At 68.2% G+C, this 25,891-nt stretch carries 24 protein-coding genes; 17 read left to right on the plus strand and 7 right to left on the minus strand.

Annotated elements, in window-relative coordinates; genetic code table 11:
- Positions 1-226 precede the first annotated feature (226 nt).
- Positions 227-2,467 (plus strand): DNA topoisomerase IV subunit A, encoded by a 2,241-nt coding sequence (gene parC / locus J2X58_RS09910; RefSeq protein ID WP_090176802.1) that lies wholly within the window; start codon positions 227-229, stop codon positions 2,465-2,467.
- 346 nt (positions 2,468-2,813) lie between these two features.
- On the opposite strand, the gene J2X58_RS09915 is transcribed toward parC, so the two are convergent.
- The gene (locus tag J2X58_RS09915; RefSeq protein ID WP_090052025.1) at positions 2,814-3,302 is read right to left on the minus strand and encodes an 8-oxo-dGTP diphosphatase; all 489 of its coding nucleotides are present in this window, start codon (positions 3,300-3,302) and stop codon (positions 2,814-2,816) included.
- Between the two features lie 106 nt (positions 3,303-3,408).
- Here J2X58_RS09915 and J2X58_RS09920 point away from each other — a divergent pair, with 106 nt between their 5' ends.
- Positions 3,409-4,221: a phosphodiester glycosidase family protein gene (locus J2X58_RS09920; RefSeq protein WP_090052024.1), complete on the plus strand. Its 813-nt coding sequence runs from the start codon at positions 3,409-3,411 to the stop codon at positions 4,219-4,221.
- 10 nt (positions 4,222-4,231) lie between these two features.
- On the opposite strand, the gene J2X58_RS09925 is transcribed toward J2X58_RS09920, so the two are convergent.
- The 6 genes from J2X58_RS09925 to map all read right to left on the minus strand — a co-directional run bounded on the left by J2X58_RS09925 (position 4,232) and on the right by map (position 10,593).
- Positions 4,232-4,621 (minus strand): methylglyoxal synthase, encoded by a 390-nt coding sequence (locus tag J2X58_RS09925; protein ID WP_310047933.1) that lies wholly within the window; start codon positions 4,619-4,621, stop codon positions 4,232-4,234.
- A gap of 80 nt (positions 4,622-4,701) precedes the next feature.
- The gene (gene dapE, locus J2X58_RS09930) at positions 4,702-5,832 is read right to left on the minus strand and encodes a succinyl-diaminopimelate desuccinylase (protein WP_310047936.1); all 1,131 of its coding nucleotides are present in this window, start codon (positions 5,830-5,832) and stop codon (positions 4,702-4,704) included.
- Between the two features lie 94 nt (positions 5,833-5,926).
- Positions 5,927-6,280, minus strand: coding sequence for a Spx/MgsR family RNA polymerase-binding regulatory protein (locus J2X58_RS09935; protein ID WP_310047938.1), 354 nt, complete (start codon positions 6,278-6,280; stop codon positions 5,927-5,929).
- A 3-nt stretch (positions 6,281-6,283) separates the two neighbouring features.
- Positions 6,284-7,111: a 2,3,4,5-tetrahydropyridine-2,6-dicarboxylate N-succinyltransferase gene (gene dapD, locus J2X58_RS09940; RefSeq protein WP_310048662.1), complete on the minus strand. Its 828-nt coding sequence runs from the start codon at positions 7,109-7,111 to the stop codon at positions 6,284-6,286.
- Positions 7,098-9,755, minus strand: a complete 2,658-nt coding sequence (gene glnD, locus J2X58_RS09945) for a [protein-PII] uridylyltransferase (RefSeq protein ID WP_254778963.1) — start codon at positions 9,753-9,755, stop codon at positions 7,098-7,100. The genes dapD and glnD overlap by 14 nt, the downstream gene beginning before the upstream one ends.
- A gap of 70 nt (positions 9,756-9,825) precedes the next feature.
- Positions 9,826-10,593, minus strand: a complete 768-nt coding sequence (map, locus tag J2X58_RS09950; protein ID WP_090052017.1) for a type I methionyl aminopeptidase — start codon at positions 10,591-10,593, stop codon at positions 9,826-9,828.
- 379 nt (positions 10,594-10,972) lie between these two features.
- Here map and rpsB point away from each other — a divergent pair, with 379 nt between their 5' ends.
- From rpsB to J2X58_RS10025, 15 genes are all read left to right on the plus strand, one after another.
- Positions 10,973-11,821 (plus strand): 30S ribosomal protein S2, encoded by an 849-nt coding sequence (gene rpsB / locus J2X58_RS09955; protein WP_090052016.1) that lies wholly within the window; start codon positions 10,973-10,975, stop codon positions 11,819-11,821.
- Between the two features lie 84 nt (positions 11,822-11,905).
- Positions 11,906-12,784, plus strand: a complete 879-nt coding sequence (gene tsf, locus J2X58_RS09960; protein ID WP_090052014.1) for a translation elongation factor Ts — start codon at positions 11,906-11,908, stop codon at positions 12,782-12,784.
- Between the two features lie 188 nt (positions 12,785-12,972).
- Positions 12,973-13,695 carry a UMP kinase gene (pyrH, locus tag J2X58_RS09965; protein ID WP_090052012.1) on the plus strand — a complete coding sequence of 241 codons (723 nt, stop codon included), beginning with the start codon at positions 12,973-12,975 and terminating at the stop codon, positions 13,693-13,695.
- 97 nt (positions 13,696-13,792) lie between these two features.
- Positions 13,793-14,350 (plus strand): ribosome recycling factor, encoded by a 558-nt coding sequence (frr, locus tag J2X58_RS09970; RefSeq protein ID WP_090052010.1) that lies wholly within the window; start codon positions 13,793-13,795, stop codon positions 14,348-14,350.
- A gap of 20 nt (positions 14,351-14,370) precedes the next feature.
- Positions 14,371-15,105, plus strand: a complete 735-nt coding sequence (uppS, locus tag J2X58_RS09975) for a polyprenyl diphosphate synthase (protein WP_310047945.1) — start codon at positions 14,371-14,373, stop codon at positions 15,103-15,105.
- A gap of 12 nt (positions 15,106-15,117) precedes the next feature.
- Positions 15,118-15,936, plus strand: coding sequence for a phosphatidate cytidylyltransferase (locus J2X58_RS09980; protein ID WP_090052006.1), 819 nt, complete (start codon positions 15,118-15,120; stop codon positions 15,934-15,936).
- Between the two features lie 2 nt (positions 15,937-15,938).
- Positions 15,939-17,123 carry a 1-deoxy-D-xylulose-5-phosphate reductoisomerase gene (locus J2X58_RS09985; protein ID WP_310047946.1) on the plus strand — a complete coding sequence of 395 codons (1,185 nt, stop codon included), beginning with the start codon at positions 15,939-15,941 and terminating at the stop codon, positions 17,121-17,123.
- 44 nt (positions 17,124-17,167) lie between these two features.
- Positions 17,168-18,511, plus strand: a complete 1,344-nt coding sequence (rseP, locus tag J2X58_RS09990) for an RIP metalloprotease RseP (protein ID WP_090052002.1) — start codon at positions 17,168-17,170, stop codon at positions 18,509-18,511.
- Between the two features lie 186 nt (positions 18,512-18,697).
- Entirely contained in the window at positions 18,698-21,124 is a 2,427-nt protein-coding gene (gene bamA / locus J2X58_RS09995) for an outer membrane protein assembly factor BamA (protein ID WP_090052000.1), read from the plus strand.
- 81 nt (positions 21,125-21,205) lie between these two features.
- Positions 21,206-22,234, plus strand: a complete 1,029-nt coding sequence (lpxD, locus tag J2X58_RS10000) for a UDP-3-O-(3-hydroxymyristoyl)glucosamine N-acyltransferase (protein WP_310047948.1) — start codon at positions 21,206-21,208, stop codon at positions 22,232-22,234.
- Complete coding sequence (fabZ, locus tag J2X58_RS10005; protein ID WP_090051997.1) at positions 22,231-22,704, plus strand: 3-hydroxyacyl-ACP dehydratase FabZ; 474 nt, start codon at positions 22,231-22,233, stop codon at positions 22,702-22,704. Before lpxD ends, fabZ begins: the two co-directional genes overlap by 4 nt.
- On the plus strand, positions 22,701-23,474 hold the full coding sequence (lpxA, locus tag J2X58_RS10010; protein WP_090051996.1) for an acyl-ACP--UDP-N-acetylglucosamine O-acyltransferase: 774 nt from the start codon (positions 22,701-22,703) through the stop codon (positions 23,472-23,474). The genes fabZ and lpxA overlap by 4 nt, the downstream gene beginning before the upstream one ends.
- Positions 23,475-23,543: 69 nt before the next feature.
- On the plus strand, positions 23,544-24,767 hold the full coding sequence (lpxB, locus tag J2X58_RS10015; protein ID WP_090176822.1) for a lipid-A-disaccharide synthase: 1,224 nt from the start codon (positions 23,544-23,546) through the stop codon (positions 24,765-24,767).
- 11 nt (positions 24,768-24,778) lie between these two features.
- On the plus strand, positions 24,779-25,426 hold the full coding sequence (rnhB, locus tag J2X58_RS10020) for a ribonuclease HII (RefSeq protein ID WP_090176824.1): 648 nt from the start codon (positions 24,779-24,781) through the stop codon (positions 25,424-25,426).
- 98 nt (positions 25,427-25,524) lie between these two features.
- Positions 25,525-25,890: a hypothetical protein gene (locus J2X58_RS10025; RefSeq protein ID WP_090051991.1), complete on the plus strand. Its 366-nt coding sequence runs from the start codon at positions 25,525-25,527 to the stop codon at positions 25,888-25,890.
- The last annotated feature ends 1 nt before the right edge of the window (position 25,891 follow it).

Raw genomic sequence — 25,891 nt, forward strand, 5'->3', positions numbered from 1 at the left:
TCTGGTTTGGGTTGGGGGCAACGCCGATGATGTGGGGGTCGTGGCTGGGGGGGGCGGGCCGGGGGCGGCGAGGGGGGCGGGGGGCCCGCACCCATCGCGGCCAAGGCCGCTCCCACAGGGTTCGCCGCTGTCATATGTGCTGGCAGTCTTCGCTCCTGAGACGGCTTTCTGGCAACATCGCCCGGTTAACGACGCGCCGTGGCGCGCCTGCCGGATGCCGAAACCCATGAATCTGCAAGCCAATTACGAACAGATCCCGCTCAAGGACTACGCCGAGCGGGCCTATCTCGACTATTCGATGTACGTGGTGCTGGATCGCGCCCTGCCCTTCGTGGGCGACGGCCTGAAGCCGGTCCAGCGCCGTATCGTGTACGCCATGAGCGAGCTGGCGCTGGGCGCCACCGCCAAGCCGAAGAAGTCCGCCCGCACCATCGGCGACGTGATCGGCAAGTTCCATCCCCATGGCGATTCGGCCTGCTACGAGGCGATGGTCCTCATGGCGCAGCCCTTCTCGTACCGCTATCCGCTGGTGGACGGCCACGGCAACTTCGGCTCGCCGGACGATCCGAAGAGCTTCGCGGCCATGCGTTACACGGAGTCGCGCCTGACGCCCATCGCCGAGGTACTGCTGTCCGAGCTGGGTCACGGCACCGTGGACTGGGTGCCGAACTTCGACGGCACGATGGACGAGCCGTCGTGGCTGCCGGCCCGCGTGCCGCACGTGCTGCTGAACGGCTCGATGGGCATCGCGGTCGGCATGGCCACCGATATCCCGCCGCACAATCTGCGCGAGGTCGCCAGCGCCTGCATCCGCCTGCTCGACGATCCGGACGCCACCATCGCCGACCTCTGCGAGCACGTGCACGGTCCGGACTACCCGACCTCGGCCGAGATCATCACCCCGCGGCGCGAACTCGCGGCGATGTACCAGAACGGCACGGGCTCCGTGCGCGCCCGCGCCATCTACGAGCGGGACGACGGCAACATCGTCATCACGGCCCTGCCCCACCAGGTCTCTCCGTCGAAGATCCTCGAGCAGATCGCCGCGCAGATGCGCGCGAAGAAGCTGCCGATGATCGAGGACCTGCGCGACGAATCCGACCACGAGAACCCGATCCGCCTCGTCCTCGTCCCCCGCTCTAACAGGGTCGACGTCGAGGAGATGATGCAGCACCTCTTCGCCACCACCGATCTGGAAAAGAGCTTCCGCGTCAACCTGAACATGATCGGCCTCGACGGCCGGCCGCAGGTGAAGGACCTCAAGACGATCCTCGGCGAATGGCTGCGCTTCCGCACCGATACGGTCACGCGTCGCCTGAACCACCGTCTCGGGCGCGTGGAACGGCGTCTGCACCTGCTCGAGGCGCTGCGCATCGCCTATCTCAACATCGACGAGGTGATCCGCATCGTCCGCACCGAGGAAGAACCGAAGCCGGTGCTCATCGCCCGCTTCCGCCTCGACGACGAGCAGGCCGATTACATCCTCGAGACGAAGCTGCGCCAGCTGGCCCGCCTCGAGGAAATGAAGATCAACGAAGAGCGCGACAAGCTCGAGGAAGAGCGCGCGCGCATCAACGTGCTGCTGAAGTCGCCGGCGAAGCTGAAGGGCCTGATCAAGGAAGAACTGCGCAGCGACGCCGAGAAATACGGCGACGAGCGCCGTTCGCCGCTGGTCGAGCGCAGCGCCGCGCAGGCGCTGGATGAAAGCGCGCTGGTCGCGTCCGAACCGGTGACGGTGGTGCTCTCGCAGAAGGGCTGGGTGCGCGCAGGCAAGGGGCACGACGTCGACGGCGAGGCGCTGTCCTACCGCGAGGGCGACAGCCTGCTGGCGATCTCGCGCGCGCGCACGACGCAGCAGGTCGCGTTCATCGACTCGACCGGCCGCGCGTACACCACGCCGGCGCACACGCTGCCGTCGGCACGCGGCAACGGCGAGCCGCTGACGGGTCGATTCAGCCCGCCGGCCGGCGCGCGCTTCGACGCGGTCGTGACCGCCGACAACGACACCCGCGTGATCCTCGCCACCGACTTCGGCTACGGCTTCGTCACGCGTTTCGAAGCCCTCACGGGCCGCCAGAAGGCGGGCAAGCAGATCATCTCGCTGAGCGACGGCGCGCGCGTGCTGGCGCCCGTCATCACCGCCGATCCGTCGCGCGACCGCGTGGTCGTGGTCACGGGCGAGGGGCATCTGCTCATGTTCTCGGTCGCCGAACTGCCGGAACTCGACAAGGGCAAGGGCAACAAGCTGATCGAGATTCCGAAGGCGAAGCTCGCCTCGGGCGAGGAACGCGTGGTCGGCGTCGCCGTCGTGGCCGAGGGCAAGGGCGAAGTCACCCTGTATGCCGGGCAGCGCAAGCTCACGCTGAAGTGGGCGGATCTCGTGGAATACGGCGGCAATCGCGCCACGCGCGGCGGCGTGCTGCCACGCGGCCTGCGGCGCGTGGAGCGGATCGAGACCACCGGATGATCGCCGCCTCGTAGGAGCGCGCCCTGCGCGCGACATGTTCTGGAGCCGAACCCACGAGCTGGCGCGCCAGCCCGCTGACCGAGGCGCAAAGCTGTCGCGCGCAGGGCGCGCTCCTACCCGACGACGGTGCGCCGGAGCCGGGTGTAGTTCCAGCCGTCCTTGTACGGCATCACGCCGTGGAAGGCGCGTGGAGCGGATCGAGACCACCGGATGATCGCCACCTCGTAGGAGCGCGCCCTGCGCGCGACATGTTCTGGAGCCGAACCCACGAGCTGGCGCGCCAGCCCCGCGGACCGGGGCGCAAAGCTGTCGCGCGCAGGGCGCGCTCCTACCTGAAGACGGTGCGCTAGAGCCGGGTGTAGTTCCAGGACACCATCCGGCCGTCCTTGTACGGCATCACGCCGTGGAAGGGCCGGGGGTCGGCATCGAACACCAGTGGGAGGAAGTGGCGGTCGCCCTCCCACATCGGCAGCGTGTCCAGGGCGTCGACGGGAACCCATTCGAGCGCGCCTTCGGGATTCGACTCCAGCGGCGTGCCCTCGTAGCGCGTCACCACGAAGATGAAGCCCAGCCAGTCCTCGCCGTGCTTGCCGAAGCCCGGCCAGTTCAGCGTGCCGCGCAGACGCATCTCCAGGCACTCGATGCCGGCTTCCTCGCGGATTTCCCGGCGCATGCACGCCGCGATGTCTTCCTCCGGCTCCATCTTTCCGCCCAGGCCGTTGTACTTGCCCAGGTGATGATCGTCCTTGCGGGCGTTGCGGTGGATCATGAGCACGCGCTTGCCGTCCGGGGACAGCACGTAGCCGAGCGTGGCGACGATGGGCGTATAGGGCATGGCGGTGGAGGGAATCGGTTAAAAACGCCGGAGTTTACGCCCTCCACGCGAAGAGCGCGTCGCCGCCCCCTTGCGCCGCCCGCCTGCCCCGGCGAACATCCGGGACATGCTGTTCCCTCGCCTCCCCCGTTTCATCCGTCGGACCCTTCCCCGCCTCACCATCGCCGCGGCACTGGTCGCGGCGGCCGGCGCGTGCGCCGACGCCGCCGACGCGCTGGAAGGCCACGACATCGTGTTCGACAGCCAGTCGTATTTCACGGTCAGCGTGGATCTGACCCGCGAAGACATCGAGCTGCACTGGCGCAATCCCGACAACGGCCAGCCCTTCGCCACCATCGAGACGCTGCGGACGTGGACGGCCGGCAAGGGTCGCCCGTTGGTCTTCGCGACCAACGCGGGCATCTACGATCGCGATTTCAAGCCACTCGGGCTCTACGTCGAGGATGGCAAGACCGTCGTGCCGCTGAACCTCGCGCACGGCAATCCCCGCTCGGGCAATTTTTCGCTGCTGCCCAACGGCGTCTTCGCGATCTACGACGACGGCACGGCCGACGTGCACACCAGCGACGCCTTCCGCGCCGCGGCCCGCAAGCCGCGCTGGGCCACGCAGTCGGGGCCGATGCTCGTCATCGACGGACAGATCAACACGCAGTTCGAGAACGGCTCGGACAGCATGAAGTGGCGCAGCGGCGTCTGCGCGCGCACGCCTCGCGAGGTGGTGTTCGTCGTCAGCCGGACGCCCGTCAACTTCCATAGTTTCGCGCGGCTGTTCCGCGACGAGATCGGCTGCAAGGACGCCCTATTCCTCGACGGCACGATCTCGCAGTTCTACACCCCCGACGACGGCTACGTCGGCGCTCCGGCGTTCATGACCAAACCCTACGCCGGCATGGTCGCGGTGTACCCGAAACGCCGGTGATCGTAGCGACTCAGGCGCCCGCCGTCCGCGCGCAGCGGAGCGCGTCCAGCACGACACGGGCCGTGGCCTCGTTCGTCGCGCAGACGACGTTGGCGAGATCGCTCAGGCGCAGCAACGCCGACACGTCGGCCTGGTGCGGGTGAGCGGCGAGCGGATCGCGCAGGAAGATCAGTGCGTCGATCAGGCCGCCGGCGATTCGGGCGGCGATCTGGATGTCGCCACCTCGCGGCCCGGAATGAAGGCATTCCACGTCGAGGGCCAGGCGCTCGCTGAGCATCTTGCCGGTCGTGCGCGTGGCGCACACCCGGCAGGCACGCAGCACGTCCATGTATTCGCTGGCCAACGACAGCATCGTGGCCTTCGCGGCGTCGTGCGCGACCAGCGCCATTCTCACGTCCATGCGAGACCTCGCCATCCGATGTCCGGACACCGCATCCTACGCCGCGGCGAAGCATCGTCAACGGCGCGCGGGCGGATGTATCAGCCGAGCAGCCGCTCGCAGATCGCCTCGTAGAGATCCGGCAGACGTTCCAGGTCGGCGATGCTGACGCATTCGTCGACCTTGTGGATCGTGGCGTTCACCGGCCCCAGCTCGATCACCTCGGCGCCCATCGGCGCGATGAAGCGTCCGTCGGACGTGCCGCCGCCCGTGCTCTGTTCCGGATCGATGCCGCAGAGATCGCGGCAGACGCCGGCCACGACCTCGCGCAGCCGGCCGCCCGGCGGCGCCAGGAACGGATGGCCCGACAGGTGCCAGTCGATGGCGAAATCGACGTCGTGCGCGCGCAGGATCGCCTCGGCGCGCTCGCGCAGCGCATCGGCCGTGCTCGCCGTCGAGAAACGGAAGTTGATCAGCGCCACGAGCTCGCCGGGGATCACGTTGTTGGCGCCCGTGCCTGCGTTGAGATTGGACACCTGGAACGAGGTCGGCGGGAAATCGGCATTGCCCTCGTCCCAACGCTCCGCGGCCAGCGCGGCGAGCGCCGGTGCGAACGCGTGGATCGGGTTCTTCGCTTTTTCCGGATAGGCGACGTGGCCCTGCACACCGCGAACGGTGAGCGTGCCCGAGAGCGAGCCGCGTCGACCGACGCGGATGAGGTCGCCGAGGCGCTCCTTCGCCGAAGGCTCTCCCACGACGCACGCGTCGATGCGCTGGCCCGTCGCGGCGAAGTGTTCCACCACCTCGCGCACACCGTGCAGCGCCACGCCCTCCTCGTCGCTGGTGAGCAGCAGGCCGACGGTACCGGCATGCGAAGGGTGCGCGCCGACGAAGCGCTCCAGCGCCACCACCATCGCGGCCACCGATCCCTTCATGTCCGCCGCGCCGCGCCCGTAAAGCATGCCCTCGTGCTCCGTCGGCTCGAAGGGCGGAAAGCGCCAGCGATCCTCGGGGCCGGTGGGCACGACATCGGTGTGGCCGAGGAAGGCCAGCACGGGGCCCTCCGTCCCGTGGGTGGCCCAAAGGTTGTCGACGTCACCGAAGCGCAGGTGCTCGATACGGAAGCCGAGCTTTTCGAGGCGCGCCGCGATGAGCGGCAGGCAGCCGGCGTCTTCGGGCGTGACCGAACGGCGGGCGATGAGGTCTTTGGTGAGGGCGAGCACGGGGGTCATGGCTGGATCGTTACCTGGGAAGCGTGGTCGCGAAAACCGCGCGTTCCGCCGTGGGCACCGGCGTGCGCCGGTGCGACGGGAGTGGCTGGCCGGATCACTTCCCGAACCGCTTCTTGAAGGCGTTGTCGGAAAAGCCGACCGACACGTCGTCGCCGTCGACCACGACGGGCCGCTTGATCAGCGCCGGGTATTCCTTGAGCAGGAGGGTCCACTCGGGGTCGGTACGCGGATCCTTGCGCTGCGGGAGCAGCGTGCGCCACGTCGTCGACGCCTTGTTGATCAGCTTTTCCCATCCGCCGAGTTTCTCCGCCCACGCCTTCAGCGTGGGCGCGGCCACCGGATTCGCCCGATAGTCGACGAACGTGTATCCGACGCCGAAGCGGTCGAGCCAGTTGCGCGCCTTCTTGCAGGTGTCGCAGGTCGGCAGGCCATAGAGCGTGATCGTCATGGATCAGTCGCCGCTGCGCAGGAGTTCGTTGATGCCGGTCTTCGAACGCGTCTTCTCGTCGACCTGCTTCACGATCACCGCGGCGTAGAGGCTGTGGCTGCCGTCCTTCGACGGCAGGCTGCCGGAAACGACGACGCTGCCGGCCGGAACGCGGCCGTAGGTCACCTCGCCCGTCGCGCGGTTGTAGATGCGGGTGGACTGGCCGAGGAACACGCCCATGCCGATCACGGAACCCTTCTCCACCACGACCCCCTCGACGACTTCGGAGCGCGCGCCGATGAAGCAGTTGTCCTCGATGATCGTCGGGTTGGCCTGCAGCGGTTCCAGCACGCCGCCGATGCCGACGCCGCCGGAAAGATGCACGTTCGCGCCGATCTGCGCGCAGGAGCCGACGGTGGCCCAGGTGTCGACCATGGTGCCGGCGCCCACGTAGGCACCGATGTTGGTATAGCTCGGCATCAGCACCGCGTCCTTCGCGATGTGCGCGCCGCGACGGACGAGCGCGCCCGGCACCACGCGAGCGCCGAGGCTCGCGTATTCGGTGGCGTCGCCGTCGGTGAAGCGCAGCGGTACCTTGTCGAACGCGCTGGAGGGGCCGCCGTCCATCACGCGATTGCCATTCATGCGGAAGTACAGCAGCACCGCCTTCTTCAGCCACGCGTTGACGGTCCAGCCGCCCTTGCCATCGGGTTCGGCGACGCGGCGTTCGCCGGATTCGAGCAGGTTGAGCACCTGGTCGACGGCTTCGCGCAGGTTGCCCTCGATCTCGTTCTGCGTGAGGTCGGCGCGGCGCTCGAAGGCGTCGTCGATCAGGGATTCAAGGGTTTGCATCTGCATGTACGGGAGTCCTGGGGCTTTCGGAACCGATGTGACGCAGCAGGCACGCGCGCAGGATCTCCCGGCGCTCGGGAGACAACGGCGCGTCGCTGCGATCGGTTAGTTGGAAGAAATCTTCGACGCGTTCGCCGAACGTGGCGATACGCGCATCATGCACGCGCACTTCCGCTTCGGCCAGCGCCTGCGCGACCGCGGCGAGCAGGCCCGGCCGGTCGGTGCAGACCAGCGCCAGCTGCGTGCGCTCGCCCGCGTCGACGAACTCGATGCGCGGCGCCATCTGGAAATGACGCAGGTGACGGGAAATGCCGCGCTTGGTCGGCGCATGCCCGGCCGCCTGCTCCAGCGCGTGCAGCATGCGCGCGCGCAGCTCCTCCGCGCGCTGCAACGAGGCCGGTGCCTGCGAATCCGACTCAAGCAGCAGGAAGGTGTCCAGCGCCTTGCCGGTGCTCGAGACGAGGATGCGCGCCTCGACCACGGAGAAACGCAGGCGATCGAGAACGGCCGTCACCGTGGCGAACAGGCCGTCGCGGTCGGGTGTGTAGATGAACAGCTCGGTGCTTCCACGCACGGAGAACGGATGCACCTCGACCAGCGGCGTGGCGCCATGGGCGCGCAGGATCGCCGCCGTCTGCCACGCGATCTGCTCGGGGCGATGGCGCAGGAAGCTCGTGTCCGGAAATTCCGCCCAGACCGACGCGATGTCGTCCGCCGGCACGCGCTCGGCGGCGAGCATCACGAGCGCGCGCTCGCGGCATTCACGCACGCGCACGCCGGAGTGGCCGGGCGGCTTGAGGTCGCTGCGCAGCGCGAAGCGCGTGGACGTATAGAGGTCCGCGAGCAGCCGGTCCTTCCACGCGTTCCACAGCTTCGGGCTGGTGCCGATGATGTCGGCGATCGTCAGCAGGTAAAGGTGGTCGAGGTGTTCCCAGTCGCCGACTTCGGCCCCGAACCGGTGCACGACGTCGGGATCGGTGATGTCCTGGCGCTGGGCGGTCGTGCTCATCGAGAGGTGGTGACGCACCAGCCAGGCGACGAGATCGATCTGCTCTTCCGGCAGGCCGAGCCGGCCGCAGAACGCGCGGGCGTCTTCTTCGCCCAGCACGGAGTGGTCGCCACCCCGACCCTTCGCGATGTCGTGGAACAGCGCGGCCAGCAGGAGCAGCTCCGGCCGCTCCAGGTGCGGCCAGATCTCGCAGGCGATGGGAAACTCGCGGCGCGCGGCGGGATCGGCGAAGCGCGCCACGTTGCGCAGCACGCGGAGCGTGTGTTCGTCGACGGTGTACACGTGGAAGAGGTCGTACTGCATGCGGCCGACCACCTTGCCGAACGCGGGCAGGATCGCGGCGAGCAGCCCATGCCGGTTCATGCGCCAGAGCGCCTCCACGGCCGGCGCGCCGCGACGCAACAGCGCGAGGAACGCCGCGAGCACCTGCGGATCGTCGGCCAGGGATTCGCCGTGTTGCGACACGGCGTGCTGGATGCGGCGCATGGTCTCCGCGGTGAAGCCGGTGATGCCGGGCTCGTCCAGGCGCGCGATGAAGATTTCCACGAGCGCGGAAGGCCGGCGCACGAAAAGGTGCGGATTGCGCGGCGCGATGCGCGATCCGTAGCGCACGTAGTCGCTTCCCACCGGCTGTGGCTCGACATCGGGATCGAGCATTTCCTCGAAGCGCTCCACCAGCTGCGTGCCGGACCGCTCGATCTGGGTCGCCGCGCGGTAGTAGCCCTGCATGAACTGCTCGACACCCAGGTTCTTCGCGTGCTCGTCCTCGAAGCCCAGGCGCGTCGCGAGCGCGCGCTGGTAGTCGAACAGCAGCCGCTCTTCCGCGCGGCCCGCCTCCAGGTGAAGCGCGTAGCGATAGCGGCGCAGCGTTTCCTCCGCGCGCGTCAGGCGCGTCGCCTCCACGGGCTCCAGCAGTCCCTCGGCGACCATGGCGTCGAAATCGGGCGCGTCGGCGAGGCGGCGACCGAGCCAGCGCAGCGCGTCGAGCGTGCGCAGTCCGCCGGGGCCGTCCTTGAGGTTCGGTTCGAGGTTCTGCGCGGTGTCGTCGTAGCGCGCGTGGCGCGCGTCGCGTTCGGCCAGCCGGGCGGCGAGGTACTCGCGGGGCGGCCAGATCGCGGGATCGTCGAGGATGCCGCGCAGTTCGCTGGCCAGGATGGGCCAGCCCGCGAGGCGCCGGGCATCGAGCAGGCTGGTGAACACGCTGATGTCGCGAGCGGCGAGCTCGCGGCATTGCTGGATCGTGCGCACCGCGTGCCCCGGCTTCAGGCCGATGTCCCAGAGGCAGGCGAAGAAATTCTCCAGCGCGCGGTTCAGCGCCGGCGACGTCTCGCCGACCAGCGCGAGCAGGTCGACGTCCGACCGCGGGAACAGCATGCCGCGCCCGAAGCCGCCGACCGCGAAGAGCGCGCCGGCGGCGATGTCGCCGAGGCAGGCCCCCCAGACATGCACCACGATGCGATCGACGATCTCCGCGCGACGCCGCGCGAGGGCCGAGGCGTCCTCGCCGTCGCGAAACGCGACCGTGAGCGCGCGGTCGATGTCGCCGAGCAACTGACGCAGCGAGCGTCGCGCCTCGGGCGATACGCCCGAGCGGGGGACCACCGCGGGCAGGCGTGGTAGCGGTGGCAGCGTCACGTCAGGAGCCCCTCGTCGGTGTGTCGTCGGTCCCTGTGGGGCGGTCGCCCCGGATGTCGGATCGACCCCCTCAGGCCGCGTCCGGCCAGGGGGTGAGGATCTCGAACCCGTCGTCGGTCACCGCGATCGTGTGCTCCCATTGCGCGGAAAGCGAATGATCCTTGGTCACCACGGTCCAGCCGTCCGGCAGCGACTTCGTCTGCGGCTTGCCGGCGTTGATCATCGGTTCGATCGTGAAGGTCATGCCGGGCTTCAGCTCCAGGCCCGTGCCGGCGCGCCCGTAGTGCAGCACCTGCGGCTCGTCGTGGTAGACCTTGCCGATGCCGTGGCCGCAGTACTCGCGGACCACCGAGAACCCCGCCGCCTCGGCGTGCTTCTGGATCGCGGCGCCGACGTCGCCCAGGGTGGCCCCCGGCTTCACGGCCTCGATGCCCTTCATCATGGCCTCGTAGGTCGTCTCGACGAGGCGCTTCGCCAGCACGCTCGGCGTGCCCACGAAATACATGCGGCTCGTGTCGCCGTGCCAGCCGTCCTTGATGACGGTGACGTCGATGTTGACGATGTCGCCGTCCTTGAGGACCTTGGTCGGGCTCGGGATGCCGTGGCAGATCACGTGGTTGACCGAGGTGCAGGTCGTCGCCGGATACCCGCGGTAACCCACGTTCGCCGGGATCGCCTTCTGCACGTTGACGATGTGGTCGTAGGCCAGCTTGTCGAGGTACTCGGTGGTGACGCCGGGCTTCACGTGCGGCACCAGCATCGCCAGCACCTCGGCGGCCAGACGGCCGGCCTCGCGCATCGCCTGGATCTCTTCGGGGGTCTTCGGTTGCACTGCCATGGCGGGTCTCTTTGAATTTTCCTTTGCCGTCAGGGGATTGGGCCTGCCAGCGGAGATGGCGGCGCCCCCGCCGGAATTCCACCCCGACTTGCGGCCAGGGGGAGCCGGAGGCTACAATTAGCGAGTTTTGCTGTCCGGCGAAGCCACTGTCACGTGGCCACGGCGGCGAATCGAAGCGCGATTGTAACCGCACGGCGCCATTCTTGGCCCGGCGCGAGGCCATCGCTTTTAACGCCACACACGCATCGGCACCGCCTTCGGGGTGCCTGCCCCACCGTCGTCGCGAAAGGCGCCGCGGCCGGGTCGGGTCGAAGCCGGGGATGCGTGGAGGTCCCAACCCCCATAGAACCGCACGAGCGGTTCGCCCAGGAGTAATTCCATGGCACAAGTCACCATGCGCGAGATGCTGGAAGCCGGCGTCCACTTCGGTCACCAGACCCGTTACTGGAACCCCAAGATGGCTCCGTACATCTTCGGCGCCCGCGGCAAGATCCACATCATCAACCTCGAGAAGACCCTTCCGCTCTTCACCGACGCGATGAACTTCCTCTCGGGCCTGGCCCAGAAGGGCGGCACCATCCTGTTCGTCGGCACCAAGCGTTCGGCCCGCGAGGCCCTCGCCGAGGAAGCCGGCCGCGCCGGTCAGCCGTTCGTCACCGCCCGCTGGCTCGGCGGCATGCTGACCAACTTCCGCACGGTCAAGCAGTCGGTCGCCCGCCTGAAGGAACTCGAAGCCGCCGAAACCGACGGTTCGTTCGACCGCCTGGTCAAGCACGAAGTGCTGGCCCGTCGCCGCGAGCGCGAGAAGCTGCAGAACTCGCTGGGCGGCATCAAGGACATGAACCGCCTGCCGGACGCCCTCTTCATCGTGGACATCGGCCACGAAGACATCGCCGTCCAGGAAGCCCGCAAGCTCGGCATCCCGGTCGTCGCCGTCGTCGACACCAACTACGACCCGGCCCTCGTCGACTACGCCATCCCGGGTAACGACGACGCCATCCGCGCCATCCAGCTGTACGCCCGTGCCGCCGCCGACTCCATCCTGGAAGGCAAGGCCGCCGCTCCGAACGCCGCCCGCGGCGACGCGAACGAGTTCGTCGAGCTGGACGAGGAAGGCAACCCGGTCGCCAAGGACGAAGCCCCGCGCGGCGAGCGTCGTGGCGCCCCGGCCAAGAAGGGTGCCCCGCGTCGCGAAGGCGGCCGTGACGGTGGTCGTGGCCGCGCGTAAGCGCCCCGCCCCGTAACACGCTCTTCCGTTTCACCGGCGCCGCGGCACCTCGCCGCGGCGCCCATCAAACTTTGAGGAATTACCATGGCTGAGATCTCTGCAAGCCTCGTCAAGGATCTGCGCGAGCGTTCCGGCGTTGGCATGATGGAGTGCAAGAAGGCGCTCGTCGAAAACAACGGCGACATCGAAGCGGCGATGGAATGGCTGCGCAAGAACGGTCTGGCCAAGGCCGACAAGAAGGCCGACCGCGTCGCCGCCGAGGGCCTGATCGCCGTCGCGCAGGACGCCGGCAAGGCCGTCCTCGTCGAGGTCAACAGCGAGACCGACTTCTCGTCGCGCAACGAGCAGTTCATCCAGTTCACCAAGGACGTCGCCAAGGTCGCGCTCGAGTCCGGCGCCTCCGACATCGAGGCCCTCAAGGCCGCGAAACTCGGCGACGCCACGGTCGAGGAAGGCGCCAAGGCCCTCACCCTCACCATCGGCGAGAAGTTCGAAGTCCGCCGCATGGCCAAGGTCGAGAACGACGGCCCGATCGGCGCGTACTCGCACAGCGGCCGCATCGGCGTGCTGGTGGCCCTGAAGGGCGGCTCGGAAGAGCTGGCCAAGGGCATCGCGATGCACGTCGCCGCGATGAACCCGAAGTTCGTCAGCGAGAAGGACGTTCCGGCCGACTTCCTCGAGAAGGAAAAGGAAATCGAGCTCTCGAAGATGTCCGACAAGGAAAAGGCCAAGCCGGCCGAGATCCTCGAGAAGATCGTTTCGGGCAAGGTCAACAAGATCCTCGCCGAAGTGACCCTCGTCGGCCAGCCGTACGTGCTCGACGGCGACGTCACCGTCGCCGAGGCCCTCAAGAAGGCCGGTGCCGAGATCGTCTCGGTCCAGCGCCTGGCCGTGGGCGAAGGCATCGAGAAGGTGGTGGACGACTTCGCCGCCGAAGTGATGAAGCAGGCGGGCCTGGCGTAAAGCCACATCGCTCCGCTGAACGAAAAGGCCCCGGAGACGGGGCCTTTTTTATGTCGCCATGCCCTTCGCCCAAGGCGCTCCCACCATGGCATCCGGCATTCGTGACGTGGATCGGCATTTCATCTGCCCGTAACAAACGGCGCGCGGTAAACTACGCCCGTTTTGCCCCACACAATTCGGAGACCCCCATGAGCAACCCGCTGAACCACCGCCGCATCCTGCTCAAGCTCTCCGGTGAAGCCCTTATGGGTAGCGAGGACTACGGCATCGATCCCAAGGTGATCGGCCGTCTCGCCAAGGAAATCCTGGAAGTCCGCGACGCCGGCGTCGAAGTCGGCGTGGTGATCGGCGGCGGGAACATCTTCCGTGGCGCCGGCCTGGCCGCGTCCGGCATGGACCGCGTCACCGGCGACCACATGGGCATGCTCGCCACCGTCATGAACGCGCTGGCCATGCAGGACGCCATCGAGAAGCTCGGCGGCGAGGCGCGCACCATGAGCGCGATCAAGATCAACGAGGTCTGCGAGGACTTCATCCGCCGCCGCGCCATCCGCCACCTCGAGAAGGGCCGCGTCACCCTGTTCGCGGCCGGCATCGGCAACCCCTTCTTCACGACCGACTCCGCCGCCGCGTTGCGCGCCGTCGAAGTGGGCGCCGACCTGCTGCTCAAGGCCACCAAGGTCGACGGCGTGTACTCGGCCGATCCGAAACGCGACCCGACCGCGGAACGCTACGAGCACCTCACCTACAACCAGGTCATCGAGCGCCGCCTCGAGGTCATGGACACGGCTGCCATCGCGCTGTGCCGCGAGAACAAGCTGCCGCTGCGCATCTACGACATGACCCAGCCGGGCAACCTCATGAAGATCATGCGCGGCGAGCCCGTCGGCACCCTCGTCGACGCCGGCTGACGCCCCGCCTGCCGGGCGCCTTGGCGCGGTGCGGCACGGCCGCGCCGCGAGCCCCTGCTATACTCGTTTGCTGACCCGTTCCACCGGAAACAAGCCCATGATCAACGACATCAAGAAAGATGCTGAGACCCGCATGGGCAAGAGCATCGACTCGCTCAAGCACGACCTGAAGACGATCCGCACCGGTCGCGCCAACCCGTCGATCCTCGAGAACATCGTGGTGCCCTACTACGGGACGCCCACGCCGCTCGCCCAGGTCGCCAACGTGACCACGCCGGACGCCCGCTCGCTCTCCGTGAAGCCGTTCGACAAGAGCATGGTCGGCCCGATCGAGAAGGCCATCATGGCCTCCGACCTCGGCATCACGCCGACGACGATGGGCATGGACATCCGCCTGAACTTCCCGCCGCCGACGGAGGAGCGCCGCAAGGAGCTCGCCAAGAGCGTGTCGAAGGAAGGCGAGTCCGCGAAGATCGCCATCCGCAACGTGCGTCGCGACGCCATCCAGCACGTCGACAAGCTGCTGAAGGACAAGACGATCACCGAGGACGACAAGAAGCGCGCGGATGACGACATCCAGAAGCTGACCGACAAGTACGTCAAGGAAGTCGACAGCGTCGTCGCCGAGAAGGAAAAGGAGCTGATGGCGCTCTGACGCGCCATCGGATGCCACCCATGACAGCGAGGACCGACGCACGGGTTCCCCGTCACCTCGCCATCGTGATGGATGGCAACGGTCGCTGGGCGAAGCAGCGCCTTCGCCCGCGCACGTTCGGCCACCACGCCGGCCAGAAGGCCGTGCGCGAAGCCGTCGAGTTCTGCCTGCGCCGCGGCATCGCCTCGCTCACCCTGTTCGCCTTCTCCAGCGAGAACTGGCAGCGCCCACCCACCGAGGTGTCGGCGCTGATGGAACTGTTCCTCAAGGCGATCGACCGCGAGGTCGACGAGCTGCACGGCAACGGCGTACGCATCCGTTTCGTCGGCGACCTCGACGCGTTCGCGCCCGAACTGCACGCGCGCATGCGCGGCGCGATGGAACGCACGTCCGGCAACACGGCGCTGAACCTCAACGTCGCGGTGAACTATGGCGGTCGCTGGGACATCGCGCGCGCCGCGCGCCTCGCCGCCGAGGCCGCGTCCCGCGGCGAGTTCGGCTTCGACGAGATCGACGAGCAACGCCTGCACGGCTACACCTGCCTGGCCGACCAGCCACCACTCGACCTGTTCATCCGCACGGGAGGCGAAACCCGTGTCAGCAACTTCCTGCTCTGGCAGATCGCCTACGCCGAGCTCTATTTCACCGACACCCTGTGGCCCGACGTCGACCAGGACCGCCTCGCCGAGGCGCTGGACGACTACGCCCGTCGCGAGCGCCGTTACGGACGCACCGGCGAGCAGGTCACGGGCTGACGCCGGACACCCATGCTCAGACAACGCATCACCACCGCCGCGATCCTCATTCCGCTGGTCCTGGCCCTGATCCTGCTGCCGCCGACCGGCTTCTTCGCCTCGGTCGTCGCCCTCGTCTTCGTCGCCGCCGCGTGGGAATGGAGCCTGCTCGCCGGCTGCCGCACGATGGTCGGTCGCGGCATCGTGGCCGCCGCGGCCGCCGCGATCTTCGTCGCGCTGCTGCTCGTGCGCACGCCCGGACTGCTCACGGCGCTGACGATCGCCGGCGTGGCCTGGTGGATCGGCTGCTGCTTCTGGCTGCGCCATTTCACGTTCGCCGCGGCGCCGAATGCCGAGAACCGCATGGTCAAGCTCGGCGCCGGCGCGCTGGTGATCGTGCCGACCCTCGCGGCCGCCGCGCTGCTGCACGATGGCGAGCGCGGCCCCTGGTGGGTGCTGCTCGCCCTCGTGATCGTCTGGGCCGCGGATACCGGCGCCTATTTCAGCGGACGCCGCTTCGGCGGCCGCAAGCTCGCGCCGCGCATCAGCCCGGGGAAGACCTGGGCCGGCGTGTACGGCGCCGTCGCGGCGGGCGGCCTGGTCGCCCTGCTCGGCGGCTTCCTGCTCGGCGTGCGTGACGGCGGGCAGCTCGTCGGCCTGCTCGTCCTCGGCGTCGTCACCGTGGCCGTGGCGGTCGTGGGCGATCTCTTCGAGAGCCTGATGAAGCGGCATGCCTCGGTGAAGGACTCGGGCAACATCTTCCCCGGTCACGGCGGCCTGCTCGACCGCCTGGACAGCGTCTTCGCCGCCATCCCGGTGTTCGTCGCCGGCAAGCTCCTGCTGGGGCTCTGAGGATGTCGCCGCGTCACGTCGCCGTCCTGGGCGCCACCGGCTCCATAGGCGGCAGCACCCTCGACGTCATCGCCCGGCATCCCGGGCGCTTCCGCGCCAGCGTGCTCGTCGCCCACCGAGACACCGCCGGCCTAGCGGCCCTGTGCGAACGCTTCCGCCCCGATCTGGCGATCGTCGCGGATCCCGCGATGGAAGCCGATCTCGCGCGCCGGCTCGCCGCCGCGGGCGTCCAGTGCGACGTCGCCTCCGGTGCCGACGCGGTGACCGCGGCGGCCGCCGGGCCGCTGTGCGACACGGTGGTCGCGGCGATCGTGGGCGCGGCCGGGCTTGAGTCGACGCTCGCGGCCGCGCGCGCGGGCAAGCGGCTGCTGCTGGCCAACAAGGAATCGATCGTCATGGCCGGGGCCCTCCTGCTCGAGGCCCTGCGCCAGGGCGGCGGCGACCTGATCCCGATCGACTCCGAGCACAACGCGATCTTCCAATGCCTGCCGGGCGGCCGGCCCGACCTCGACAAGGTCGGCGTCCGCCGGCTGATCCTCACGGCCTCGGGCGGTCCGTTCCGCGGCCGCACGCGCGCCGATCTGGCCGGCGTCACGCCCGACCAGGCCTGCGCCCATCCGAAATGGTCCATGGGCCGGAAGATCTCGGTCGATTCCGCCACGCTGATGAACAAGGGCCTCGAGGTCATCGAGGCCCACCACCTGTTCGCCGCGCCGGTCGACGCGATCGAGGTCGTGGTCCACCCGCAGAGCCTCGTGCACTCCATGGTCGACTACGTCGACGGCTCGGTGCTGGCCCAGCTCGGCAACCCGGACATGCGGACGGCCATCGCCTGCGCCCTGGCCTGGCCGGAACGCATCGAGGCCGGGGTCGCCCCGCTGGACCTCGCGGCCCACGCCCGCCTCGACTTCGAGCGGCCGGACACCGACACGTTCCGCTGCCTCGCCCTCGCCTTCGCGGCCCTGCGCGCGGGCGGTGACGCCACGGCGATCCTGAACGCCGCCAACGAAGTCGCCGTGGACGCCTTCCTGGCCGGTTCCCTCCCCTTCCTCGGCATCGCCGAGCTCGTCGAACGCGTTCTTGAGGAACTGCCGGCCGAACCCGTGGTCGATGTCCAGACCCTCGTGGGGCGGGATGCGCAGGCAAGGCGGACGGCACGGGACGTGCTGCACCGCGCTTACTGCTAAACTCGTTCCACCCAACGTTTTTCGACCGAGACCCACCCTCCCCGATGAGCCCCGTCCTAGGTTCCGTGTTCTGGCTGCTGGTAACGCTCGGCGTGCTGGTGACCTTCCACGAATTCGGCCACTACTGGGTCGCGCGCCGCTGTGGCGTGCGCGTGCTGCGCTTCTCCGTCGGGTTCGGCCGCCCGCTGTGGCGCCGCGTGGCGAAGGACGGCACTGAATACCAGATCGCCGCGATTCCGCTGGGCGGCTACGTGAAGATGCTCGACGCCCGCGAAGGCGACGTTCCCGCGGCGGAGCGCGACGAGGAATTCACCGGCAAGTCCGTGTGGAAGCGTATCGCCATCGTCGCCGCGGGTCCGGCATTCAATCTCATTTTCACCATCGCGGCCTTCTGGGCGATGTACATGATCGGCAAGCCCGATGTCGCGCCGGTGGTCACCGCCGATGCCGGCAGCGTGGCCGCCGTGGCGGGCATCCGTCCGGGCGACCGCATCGTCGCGATGAACGGCGATCCGGTGAACAACTGGAGCGAGGCCACCGAGGTCCTGGCCAACGGTCTGCTCGGCAGCGATCCCCTGCCGGTTCGCGTCACGGGCGTCGACGGCGCGCAGCGCGACGTCGTCCTGCCGCTGCAGAACCTCACCGCGGGCGGCGACATCGGCAAGAAGTTCGACCAGCTCGGCCTCGGCCTCCAGCTGCCCGCGATCGTAGGCCAGGTGGTGGCGGGCGACCCGGCTTCGCTGGCAGGCATCCGCCCGGGCGATCGCATCCTCAGCGTCAACGGCAAGCCGGTCTCCGATTTCGGCGACTTCACCAGGCTCGTGCCGGCGCAGGCCGCCATCTCGCCGAAGATCGCCGTGGCGGTCCAGCGCGACGGCCGCACGCAGACGTTCGACGTCACGGCCCGCATGAAGTCCGAGCAGGGGCAGCCGACGCGCTGGCTCATCGGCGTGGCGCCGCGGCCGATGGAAGAGGCCACGCTCCGCTACGGCCCCGTGCGCGCCTTCAGCGAATCGCTGCGCGCCACGTGGACCGGCACGGCCTCCACCTTCAACCTGATCGGCAAGATGCTCTCCGGCCAGGCCTCGACCAAGAACCTCTCCGGCGTGATCGGCATCGCCCAGGTGGCGAACGATTCCGCCAACCGCGGCCTCGGCTGGTTCCTGAACTTCCTCGCGCTGGTCTCCCTGAGCCTGGCGATCTTGAACCTCCTGCCGATCCCGGTCTTGGACGGTGGACACCTGCTGTATTACCTTATCGAGTTGATCAAGGGCAGCCCGGTCAGCGAACGCACCATGATCGCCGGCCAGTACGTAGGCATCGTCCTCTTGTTCACGCTGATGGGGCTGGCGTTCTTCAACGACATCCAGCGAATGCTCGTCTCGTGAGTCAGGCCACCGCCTCGGGCGGCCCCTGCCACGCGCGTTCCTTCGCGCAGCGCTTTTCGCTTCACCCAGGTTACGGGCGCTTCCGCGTCCCGCGCCGAACGACGCCGGGCATGAGCCCAGCGCGTGCTCCTCTTCGGTCGCCGGCCTCGTCCGCCGTCGGCTGGAATTAACCCAACGGAATCGACGATGAAGCGTATCGCCGCCCTGATCCTGCTTGCCTCCCTGTCCGCCAATGCGCTTGCCTTCGAGCCGTTCGTCGTTTCCGACATCCGCATCGACGGCCTGACGCGCATCGCGCAGGGCACGGTGCTGAGCTACCTGCCGATCGAGAAGGGCGAGACCCTGAGCGACGACAAGGCACAGGCCGCCATCCGCGCCCTGTACCAGACCAAGTTCTTCAGCGACATCGAACTCGACCGCCAGGGCGACATCCTGGTGATCAAGGTCGTCGAGCGCCCGGCCATCGCCAAGCTCACGCTGCGCGGCAACAAGGACATCAAGGAAGACGACCTGCGCAAGGGTCTCAAGGAGATCGGCCTGGCCGAAGGCGAGACCTTCGACCGCCTCTCGCTCGACCGCGTGCAGCAGGAGCTGATCCGCCAGTACTACAACCGCGGCAAGTACAACGTCTCGGTCGAACCGCACGTCACCCGCCTGGATCGCAACCGCGTCGCGATCGACATCGAGATCCGCGAAGGCAAGGCGGCGAAGATCAAGGAGATCAACGTCATCGGCAACAAGGCGTTCTCGGACAAGGCGATCCGCGACGGCTTCGAGTCGAACACCTCCAACTGGCTGTCCTGGTACTCGAAGGACGACCAGTACTCGCGCGAAAAGCTCTCGGGCGATCTCGAGAAGCTCAGCAACTACTACATGAACCGCGGCTACGCCGACTTCGGCATCGACTCCACGCAGGTGGCGATCAGCCCGGACAAGCGCGCGATGTACGTCGACGCCAGCGTGAAGGAAGGCGAGGTCTATACCGTCTCCGACGTGAAGCTGCTCGGCGAACTGATCCTGCCGGAAGAGACCCTGCGCAAGCTGGTCTACATCCACAAGGGCGACACGTTCAACCGCGCGGCGATCGAAGCCAGCACCGACGCGATCAAGGCGATCCTCGCGAACATCGGTTACGCGTTCGCGAAGGTCACGCCGATCCCGAAGCTCGACAAGGACAAGCGCACCGCCGACCTCACGCTCTTCATCGAGCCGGGCAAGCGCGTGTACGTCCGCCGCGTCGTCTTCCAGGGCAACACGCGCACCGAAGACACCGTGCTCCGCCGCGAAATGCGCCAGCTCGAGGGCTCGTGGTATTCCCAGGGCGCGATCGACCGCTCGAAGACCCGCCTGCAGCGCCTCGGCTACTTCAAGACCGTGGACATCGACAAGGCGCTCGTGCCCGGCACCGTCGACCAGGTCGACCTCACCGCCAAGGTCGAGGAACAGTCGGCCGGCTCGCTGATGTTCGGCGTGGGCTACTCGCAGTACTCCGGCATCATCCTGTCGGCGTCGGTGTCGCAGAACAACTTCCTGGGTACCGGCGACCGCTTCTCGATCGGCGCGGAAACCAGCACGTACTACAAGCGCATCAACGCCAGCTACACGAACCCGTACCTCACGGATTCGGGCATCGCGATCGGCTACAACCTGGGCTACAGCAAGCTCGACTACGGCGACACCGATCTGGCGAACTACCAGTACAGCACCAAGTCGTTCGAGACCACGCTGTCGATTCCCATCACGGACTTCGACTCGATCTCGACCAGCCTCGGCATCAGCTCGAACAAGATCAACACGTCGTTCTACACGCCGGCGCCGCTCATCGCCTACCAGGACGCGCTGGGCAACAAGACCATCCATTCGTGGACGTCGAGCCTCGGCTACACCCACGACACGCGCAACAGCTACTGGGCGCCGACGCGCGGCGGCCAGCTGACCGCGTCGGTCTCCGGCGCGCTGCCGGGCTCCACGGTCCAGTACTACAAGCTGTTCGGTGAAGCGAACCACTACTGGCCGATCGGCAAGGGCTTCGTGCTCTACCTCGATGGCCAGGTCGGTTACGGCAAGACCTACGGCCAGACGTACGATCACGACGGTTACGCCCCGGATCCGGCGAACCCGAGCGGTCCGCCGACCAAGATCTACAGCAAGGGCGACCGCGTCGAGTTCCCGTTCTGGGAGAACTACTACGCGGGCGGCGTGCGCGACGTGCGCGGCTTCCAGGACAACACCCTGGGTCCCCGCCTCTGCGACGGCGGCAGCGCGAGCTCGGTCCCCGACAGCAAGGGTCGCTGCAGCGGCGGCTACTACAGCTACGGCCAGCCGGTCGGTGGCGCGTTCAAGGTGCTCGGTACCGCGCAGGTGTTCCTGCCGCTGCCGTTCCTGAAGGACGTCAACACCGCCCGCGTGTCGTGGTTCGTCGACGTCGGTAACGTCTACAAGGACTACGGTTCGTTCGACGCCAGCGACCTGCGCGCCTCGACCGGTCTGTCGCTCCAGTGGCAGGCGCCGATCGGACCGCTGATCATCAACTTCGCCGTGCCGTTCCGTAAGAAGGACGCCGACAACCGCTTCGTCGAGCGCATCCAGTTCACGTTCGGCAACACGTTCTAAGCAGGCATCGGCGACAACGCCTGTAGAATCCGGGGGTGGCCGGGCACGAGCCCCGCCACCCCTTTCTTTTGGGAGCTTTCCGTGAGCGGGAACCCGCAATTCACCCTGGCCGAACTGGCCGAGCGCTTCGGCCTCGAAGCCCATGGCGATCCCGCGACCGTCGTCGACGGGGTGGGCACGCTCTCGGGCGCCACGTCGTCCCAGTTCACCTTCCTGTCCAACCCGAAATACACGTCGCAGCTGGCGGAATCGCAGGCCGGCATCGTCGTGCTGAACGCCGACGCGTTGCCCCTGCGCACCGGCGCCGCGCTCGTCGCGAAGGACCCTTATGTCGCCTACGCGAAGATCGCGGCCCTCTTCGAGAAGCATGCCGCCGCGCCGCGAGGGATCCATGCCAGCGCCGTGGTCTCGCCCTCCGCGCGCGTGCATCCGACGGCGAGCGTCGGTCCCTGCTGCGTCGTGGAAGACGGCGCCGTGATCGACGAAGGCGCGATCCTCGGCCCGCATTGCACGATCGGCCCCGGCTGCGTCGTCGGCGCCGGCAGCCGCCTCGTGGCGCGCGTCACGCTCGTGATCCGGGTCACGCTGGGCAAGCGCGTTTTGGTGCATCCCGGCGCCGTGATCGGCTCGGACGGCTTCGGCATCGCCTTCGATCGCGACCACTGGGTGAAGCTGCCCCAGCTCGGCGGCGTGCGGATCGGCGACGATTGCGAGATCGGTGCCAACACCACGATCGACCGTGGGGCGCTGGAAGACACGGTGCTGGAGGAGGACGTCCGCCTCGACAACCAGATCCAGATCGCCCACAACGTCCATATCGGCGCGCACACCGCGATGGCCGGCTGTTCCGCCGTCGCCGGCAGCGCGAAGATCGGCCGCTACTGCCTGATCGGCGGCAACGCGGGCATCCTCGGCCACCTCGAACTGGCCGACCGGGTTACCATCACGGCCAAAAGCCTCGTGACGGCATCGATCAGGGAGCCGGGCGAATACTCGTCCGGCTCCCCGCTGCAGGAAAACCGCCAGTGGCGGCGCAACGCGGCGCGCATGAAACACCTCGACGAGTACGCGCGCCGCCTGGCGGCGCTGGAAAAGGACAAAGGGCAATGACCGAACCGAAAGCCGCCGTGACGCTTCCCGTGGACGTGGAGCAGATCCAGCGACTCCTGCCTCACCGTTATCCGTTCCTGCTGGTGGATCGCGTGACCGCGATCGATCCGGGCAAGACGATCACGGCGATCAAGAACGTCACGATCAACGAGCCGTTCTTCCAGGGCCATTTCCCCGGCCACCCGGTGATGCCGGGCGTGCTGATCGTCGAGGCCATGGCGCAGACGGCCGGCCTGCTCACGCAGATCACCAGCCAGGTCGACGGCCAGTCGGGCAGCCCGCTCTTCTACCTCGTGAAGGTGGACAACGCGCGCTTCTCCGCCGTCGTGGCGCCGGGCGACCAGCTCGTCATGCACGTGTCGCTGAAGCGACTGATCCGCGGCATGGGCCTGTTCGAGGCGCAGGCCACGGTCGACGGCAAGGTGGTCGCCTGCTGCGAGCTGATGTGCGCGGCGAGGAGCGACAAATGATCCACGCCACGGCGCAGATCGATCCGTCCGCGCGCATCGCGGACAACGTCAGCATCGGTGCGTACAGCATCATCGGTGCCGACGTGGTCATCGGCGAGGGCACCACCGTCGGTCCGCACGTGGTGATCGAAGGTCCCACGATCATCGGCCGCGACAACCGCATCTCGCAGTTCGCGTCCATCGGCGGCGCTCCGCAGGACAAGAAATTCCAGGGCGAGCGCACGGAAGTCATCATCGGCGACCGCAACCTCATCCGCGAATTCGTCACGATCAACCGCGGCACCGGCGACGGTGGCGGCATCACGCGCATCGGCAACGACAACTGGCTGCTCGCCTACGTGCACATCGCGCACGACTGCCAGGTGGGCAATCACGTGGTGTTCTCGAACTACTCGGCGCTCGCGGGCCACGCGGAGATCGGCGACTGGACCATCATGTCGGGCTATTCCGGCGTGCACCAGTTCTGCAAGGTCGGCGCGCACGCGTTCATCGGCATGGGCTGCCTCGTCGGTTCCGACGTGCCGCCGTTCGTGATGATGGCCAACGAGACCCGTGGCCGTCCGCGCGGCATCAACAGCGAAGGTCTGAAGCGTCGCGGCTTCGACACCAACCGCATCGCCGCCATCAAGCGCGCCTATCGCACGCTGTACATGGCCGGCCTGCCGCTGGCCGAAGCGCGCGAGCAGCTGCTCGCGCAGGCGGAAACCAGCGACGACGTCCGCCAGATGCTCGAGTTCATCGATCGCAGCGAGCGCTCGCTCGCCCGGTAACAACCGCCGGCGCCACGCGGCGCCGGCGTTTCGCAAGGCCGGGACGCCGGCTGCGGGAGACCCATCACCATGCAGCAGACCATCCCCGACGCGACATCGCCGCTGATCGTCCTGATCGCGGGCGAGGATTCCGGCGACCAGCTGGGCGCCGACCTCATCGACGCCCTGCGCGCGCGCTATCCGGACGCCCGTTTCACCGGCATCGGCGGCCCGCGCATGCTCGCGCGCGGCTTCGAGTCCTGGTACGACATCCGCGAGCTCTCCGTCATGGGCTTCGCGGAAGTGGTCAGCCACCTTCCGCGCCTGCTGAAGCTGCGCAAGGCCTTGCTCGCGCGCATCCTCGCTGCCCGTCCGACGATCGTGATCGGCATCGACGCCCCCGACTTCAACCTGGGCGTCGAGCGGAAGCTCAAGGACGCCGGCCTCGCCACCGTCCATTACGTGAGCCCCTCCGTCTGGGCATGGCGGGAGAAGCGCGCGGAAAAGATCGGGCGCTCGGCGGACCGTGTCCTGTGTCTCTTCCCGATGGAGCCGCCGATCTACGCGAAGCACGGCATCGACGCCCGCTTCGTCGGGCATCCGCTCGCCGATCGCTTCCCCATGGTCTCGGATCGCGACGCCGCCCGCGACACGCTGGGCCTGCCCCACGACCAGCCCGTGCTCGCGGTGCTCCCGGGTAGCCGCCCGAGCGAGATCGAGCGCATCGGCGCGACCTTCATCGAGGCGGCGAAGCGCGTCGCCGCCGCCATGCCGCAGCTGCGGATCGTCGTGCCCGCCGCCAACGAGCGCGTGCGGGCCCGGCTGACCACCCTGCTCGCGGATTTTCCCGGCACGCCGCCCCTGCTCACGGACGGCCATTCGCACGAGGCGATGGTCGCGGCCGACACCGTGCTGCTGGCCTCGGGCACCGCGACGCTGGAGGCCATGCTCGCGAAGCGGCCGATGGTCGTGGGCTATCGCGTCTCGCCCACCAGCTACCGCATCGCGAAGCTGCTGAAGATGCTCAAGACCGACGTCTACAGCCTGCCGAACATCCTCGCCCGCGCCTGTGGCCTCGGCGAGGAGCGTCTCGTTCCGGAATACATGCAGGACGAATGCACGCCGGAAAACCTCGCGCGGGCCACGCTCGACCTGCTGGCCGACAGCGAGCGGCGCGGCCAGGTCGTGGCGGCCTTCGAAGTCCTGCACCGGGCGCTGCGCGGCGGCCTCGACGGGCGCGCCGCGGACCACGCGGCCGCCGCGGTGGCCGAACTGATCGACCGGCGCTTGCCCACCGGCCGCGTCGGCGACTAGGCTTTCCGCCCATGCCACGCAAGCGCAACGTCACCTCCCAGCTCGGTCGCGATCTCGTCGTCGCGGGCGTCGACGAGGCCGGCCGCGGCCCCCTGGCGGGTCCGGTGGTGGTGGCCGCCGTGATCCTCGACCCGGCACGCCCGATCCGCGGCCTCGACGACTCGAAACAGCTGGCCGAGGACGTGCGGGAAAAGCTCTACGCGCGCATCGTCGAACGGGCGCTCGCGCACTGCGTGATCTTCGTCGAGCGCGAGGAGATCGACCGCATCAACATCTTCCAGGCGACGATGGTCGGCATGACGCGCTCGCTGATGGGACTGTCGCTCGCGCCGCAGATCGCCCTGGTGGATGGCAACCGCCTGCCGCGCACCCTGCCCTGCGAAGGCCGCGCGGTGATCGGCGGCGACGCCACGGAGCCCGCGATCAGCGCGGCGTCCATCCTCGCCAAGGTCAGTCGCGACCGGCACATGCATGCCCTCGACGCGCTGCACCCGGGCTACGGCTTCGCCCGCCACAAGGGCTACGCCGTGCCCGAACACCTCGAAGCCCTGGGACGGCTCGGCCCCTGCGACGCCCACCGGCGCAGCTTCGCCCCCGTGAAGCGCTGGTTCGAGCCCGAGATCGAACCGATGGCGGACCTCTTCGCCGTCGCGGTCTGACGCGTCGCAGAAATCCCTCAAGTCCTCCCGGACCTTGCCGATAGGTAGGTGGAACGCCCTTCGTGCGTTATCCAATCCCCTATCGACAGGTCACACCCATGAAGAAGATCGCCATCGCCGCCGCGCTGTTCCTCGCCGCCCCGCTGTCCGCCCACGCCGCCTGCGCCGCCAAGGATTTCGCCATCGACGACTTCGCCGTGAAGCTGCAGCAGGGTTCGGGCCAGCCGCGCTTCAGCATGAAGGGCAACCTGGTCAACAAGTGCGCCGAAGCCGCGGCCGCGCAGATCCGCATCGATGCGAAGGACGCCTCGGGCAAGGTCATCGCGAGCAAGCAGGGCTGGCCGGCCGGCACGTCGAACATCGAGCCGGGCAAGGCCGTGGACTTCGATCTCGGCCGCCTGTTCCGCTACTCGCCGGAAATGCAGGACTACACGGTCGTCGTGACCGATGTGAAGGCCTGGTAAG

Source organism: Luteibacter sp. 3190, assembly GCF_031456385.1.
Classification (GTDB): Bacteria; Pseudomonadota; Gammaproteobacteria; order Xanthomonadales; family Rhodanobacteraceae; genus Luteibacter.

Bases quoted from the DNA above. Each gene is read 5' to 3' on its own strand.
- dapD (WP_310048662.1), bottom strand. From the start codon at position 7,111: ATGCAAACCCTTGAATCCCTGATCGACGACGCCTTCGAGCGCCGCGCC.
- J2X58_RS09925 (WP_310047933.1), bottom strand. From the start codon at position 4,621: ATGGACGTGAGAATGGCGCTGGTCGCGCACGACGCCGCGAAGGCCACG.
- J2X58_RS09935 (WP_310047938.1), bottom strand. From the start codon at position 6,280: ATGACGATCACGCTCTATGGCCTGCCGACCTGCGACACCTGCAAGAAG.
- rpsB (WP_090052016.1), top strand. From the start codon at position 10,973: ATGGCACAAGTCACCATGCGCGAGATGCTGGAAGCCGGCGTCCACTTC.
- bamA (WP_090052000.1), top strand. From the start codon at position 18,698: ATGAAGCGTATCGCCGCCCTGATCCTGCTTGCCTCCCTGTCCGCCAAT.
- J2X58_RS10025 (WP_090051991.1), top strand. From the start codon at position 25,525: ATGAAGAAGATCGCCATCGCCGCCGCGCTGTTCCTCGCCGCCCCGCTG.
- tsf (WP_090052014.1), top strand. From the start codon at position 11,906: ATGGCTGAGATCTCTGCAAGCCTCGTCAAGGATCTGCGCGAGCGTTCC.
- dapE (WP_310047936.1), bottom strand. From the start codon at position 5,832: ATGACCCCCGTGCTCGCCCTCACCAAAGACCTCATCGCCCGCCGTTCG.
- parC (WP_090176802.1), top strand. From the start codon at position 227: ATGAATCTGCAAGCCAATTACGAACAGATCCCGCTCAAGGACTACGCC.
- pyrH (WP_090052012.1), top strand. From the start codon at position 12,973: ATGAGCAACCCGCTGAACCACCGCCGCATCCTGCTCAAGCTCTCCGGT.
- lpxA (WP_090051996.1), top strand. From the start codon at position 22,701: ATGATCCACGCCACGGCGCAGATCGATCCGTCCGCGCGCATCGCGGAC.
- J2X58_RS09920 (WP_090052024.1), top strand. From the start codon at position 3,409: ATGCTGTTCCCTCGCCTCCCCCGTTTCATCCGTCGGACCCTTCCCCGC.
- lpxB (WP_090176822.1), top strand. From the start codon at position 23,544: ATGCAGCAGACCATCCCCGACGCGACATCGCCGCTGATCGTCCTGATC.
- map (WP_090052017.1), bottom strand. From the start codon at position 10,593: ATGGCAGTGCAACCGAAGACCCCCGAAGAGATCCAGGCGATGCGCGAG.
- rnhB (WP_090176824.1), top strand. From the start codon at position 24,779: ATGCCACGCAAGCGCAACGTCACCTCCCAGCTCGGTCGCGATCTCGTC.
- uppS (WP_310047945.1), top strand. From the start codon at position 14,371: ATGACAGCGAGGACCGACGCACGGGTTCCCCGTCACCTCGCCATCGTG.
- frr (WP_090052010.1), top strand. From the start codon at position 13,793: ATGATCAACGACATCAAGAAAGATGCTGAGACCCGCATGGGCAAGAGC.
- rseP (WP_090052002.1), top strand. From the start codon at position 17,168: ATGAGCCCCGTCCTAGGTTCCGTGTTCTGGCTGCTGGTAACGCTCGGC.
- fabZ (WP_090051997.1), top strand. From the start codon at position 22,231: ATGACCGAACCGAAAGCCGCCGTGACGCTTCCCGTGGACGTGGAGCAG.
- J2X58_RS09980 (WP_090052006.1), top strand. From the start codon at position 15,118: ATGCTCAGACAACGCATCACCACCGCCGCGATCCTCATTCCGCTGGTC.
- J2X58_RS09915 (WP_090052025.1), bottom strand. From the start codon at position 3,302: ATGCCCTATACGCCCATCGTCGCCACGCTCGGCTACGTGCTGTCCCCG.
- J2X58_RS09985 (WP_310047946.1), top strand. From the start codon at position 15,939: ATGTCGCCGCGTCACGTCGCCGTCCTGGGCGCCACCGGCTCCATAGGC.